Raw genomic sequence first — 2,840 nt, forward strand, 5'->3', positions numbered from 1 at the left:
ATTAAAGTGAGCCAGCCTCATAGGGTAAAATCAATGATTGTGGGCCAGGAAGTTCGGATAAAATCGGTTCAGACAGGATAAGAAGTCAGGTCGCTACAGTTAATGAGTTCCTCGCTTCGTCTCCTGTTATAAGCTGTAGTATTACAAGTTGTTTTAAAAGCCACACTGTGCCCATGACAACAACAGCTTCATTTTCTGCTGCGGCTCGTAAATCTTTGTCTCCTGTAAGAAGTGGGCACTGATGATGTTTCGCCAACGCAAGCGCAAAACAATCATTGCGGCTAGGTTTTCGATATTGCTCAACAAGCGCTAAGCTATAACTTACTAACTCACCCTCAAGTTCATCAAGTCTCAAACCCAGCTCAATTAAGTGGTTGTGTTCTTGCTCTAGTTCTTCGTAAAACAAGATATCGGGGATGGAGAAGCTATAAGGAAGTTGGAACATTTGTGGCAGAAGTTCCCCTTCTTCCATATCAATTAGGATGTTTGCGTCACTAATTAGTAATTGCATCAGCCATTCCTAGCTTACGTTCTTTGTGGAATGCTGAAAGTGGCATTTTTAAAAATTCAGCAGCTTTTGATTCTGTGATGTAATCTTCCGCTAACGCTCGATAGACGAGCTGTTTGTAAAGAAATGTTGTTTCTTGAGGGTAGGCCGTGCCTGGTTCTCGTGTACGCCATTTGAGCTTATTGAATTTCATGTAATATTGCTTTTGCAAAGATGATGAAATTACGTTTGCCTGACCCGCACGAACCAAAATGCCCATCATACTAATGCCAAACTCTTGCTTAAGCATAAATAGCTCACGCGGCTCAAGAGCCTGCCGATATGTGCCAAGGTGTTGTTTGATTGCTATCAAAGGTAGTAAAAAGGCACCTGCAAAGTGGTTGCATGCTTTCTCTTCGTCAATAGTATCAGGTAACCGACCGTGCAATACTAAATGACCTAGCTCATGAGCTAGTGTAAACCGCTGTCGATCTCCAGGCTGTGTTGTTGATACAACAATAACTGGTGACTCGTTGATCTGTCCGGCTAATCCATCAAACTTATTACCTATATTGACGTCGGTACAGATAACCATAATGCCTCGAGATTCAAGGCAATCGATCATATCAGGAATAGGGTTAAGACCTAACTGCCACTCTTTCCGCATTTGTTCAGCAATAGATTCAATTGCTTCTTCAGAATCAACTGTCTCGGGTAAATTACCTGGTAGAGTAAATTTACTTATCGGACGGACAGAATCTGGAAAAAGGTCTAGCAATTCAGTCCATAATTCAGCTTGATCTAGAACATCGCCATTTATACGGTCGAGAGTTTTCTGTGGGGTATTAGAACGTTTTCGGTACTCAACATGTCCCAACTCCACTTTTGTTGGTCGAAAAAAGTATTCTGAGCGGACTCCTAAAGTCTTTGCGAGTTTATAAAGCTTCCCTGATGACGGCATTGCTTCGCCATGTTCGTACTTCTTAATAGCATTAGCAGATACACCAATTGCAATGCCCAGAGCGTTCATAGACATACCTGCAGCTTTACGAGCTCGCATCAAACGTTCTGAAAACATAGTCAATCTCCCAAGGGTTTATAAATTTAATTATTTTCACTAAATTATAAACCACGGGTGAGTCGATGTCGATGTTTTAACTAGGCCGCAATTAGTGAACTTGTGCTAGTACCTCTACTAAGACCTACGACTCTATGGATTATCACCATCGGTTACTATCGCTATTTGAGCTAAAGAGAAAAGATATATCTAACTTGGCCAATTGATACTTTATATGACTTTCTGTGGTGCCCCAGTAAAGAAAATTGCTATTCCAGGCAAGGCTGTTCATGCACGGCAGAACATCAGAGTTAACATCCTTTGGTACATAACTTTGAGAAATACGTTTATTACTTTGTCTTAAAAGAAGTAAATCAAGCCAATGCTTCGTTATGAGTGATAGGCCACAATAATCTTAGTATGACTGTGCAGCGTGCTTAATAGAGTACATTTTGATAATGGAATTGATGTTCTAGGTAATTTTTTGTCGATTATCATTAATTCGCAGTTGTGTAATTCAAATTTATGAGGGTGTTTACTAATCCTGAGCTCAGGATTTACTTCTAGGTAATGGTGTAAGGCTTTGATTAGTAATCTTATATTTTTTAATTTTTATGATATTCCTAATTGTTCTACCTTTTTATTTATTTTTTATGCAGATCGCTGTCGTTTTTTCTAATTCCTCCGTGAGCGGCAACTTTGTGTCGCTGATAGTCAATTAATTTGTTACGGAGATTATAATGAGTTTATTAAATGAAGATAAAATTTACGAGCTAGTCGATCTTATAAATGATTCACACTGCGATTTTGCAGAAAGTGTTACAACCCTTTACATCAATCAGGCTTATAATGTTATTGGCTTCCCAAACTTCAAAAGTTTCTGTACTGAAACCTTTCCAAGTATAAGTTACTCAATGCTGTTTGAACACGCAAAAGCAGGTGAGATAGCTTTAAGCTTATCTCTACCTGTTGGTAAGTATTCCAATTCATCACTATTAGCAATGCGTAAACTCAATGTTGATGTCAGGTGTCGAGTATGGCGTAAGGTCTGTAAAAATCTGAAAATAAAATCTGAGCCCTCACCGGAAAGCGTCACAAAGAAATTTGTTGAACAATGTATTAGCGAAACTGTTGATGCCCCCAAAAGTGGGCCAACTAAGGATGTTGACTTCTCTCGGTTGAAAGAAGCGCTAACGATCAAAGATGAAAAAGCAATTGCAAAAATAATATTTACGCTAATTGACGACGAAGAGCTAGTGCAAGCGCTAATTGAAGACCTCGAGAATTGCCTCATAG

Annotated in this window: 3 protein-coding genes; 1 reads left to right on the top strand and 2 read right to left on the bottom strand. The window is 39.3% G+C overall.

The window, feature by feature from the left end:
* Positions 1-85: 85 nt before the first annotated feature.
* Both BIZ39_RS21130 and BIZ39_RS21135 read right to left on the bottom strand, forming a co-directional pair.
* Complete coding sequence (locus BIZ39_RS21130) at positions 86-511, bottom strand: PIN domain-containing protein (protein ID WP_262385829.1); 426 nt, start codon at positions 509-511, stop codon at positions 86-88.
* The gene (locus BIZ39_RS21135) at positions 495-1,565 is read right to left on the bottom strand and encodes a helix-turn-helix domain-containing protein (RefSeq protein WP_015067950.1); all 1,071 of its coding nucleotides are present in this window, start codon (positions 1,563-1,565) and stop codon (positions 495-497) included. Before BIZ39_RS21135 ends, BIZ39_RS21130 begins: the two co-directional genes overlap by 17 nt.
* A 719-nt stretch (positions 1,566-2,284) precedes the next feature.
* On the opposite strand from BIZ39_RS21135, the gene BIZ39_RS21140 reads away from it, so the two are divergent.
* The coding region (locus BIZ39_RS21140) for a hypothetical protein (protein WP_187448012.1) at positions 2,285-2,840 on the top strand (556 nt) is incomplete at its 3' end.

This window comes from Alteromonas sp. BZK5, assembly GCF_014349115.1.
GTDB lineage: Bacteria > Pseudomonadota > Gammaproteobacteria > Enterobacterales > Alteromonadaceae > Alteromonas > Alteromonas macleodii.

Bases quoted from the DNA above. Each gene is read 5' to 3' on its own strand.
- BIZ39_RS21135 (WP_015067950.1), bottom strand. From the start codon at position 1,565: ATGTTTTCAGAACGTTTGATGCGAGCTCGTAAAGCTGCAGGTATGTCT.
- BIZ39_RS21130 (WP_262385829.1), bottom strand. From the start codon at position 511: ATGCAATTACTAATTAGTGACGCAAACATCCTAATTGATATGGAAGAA.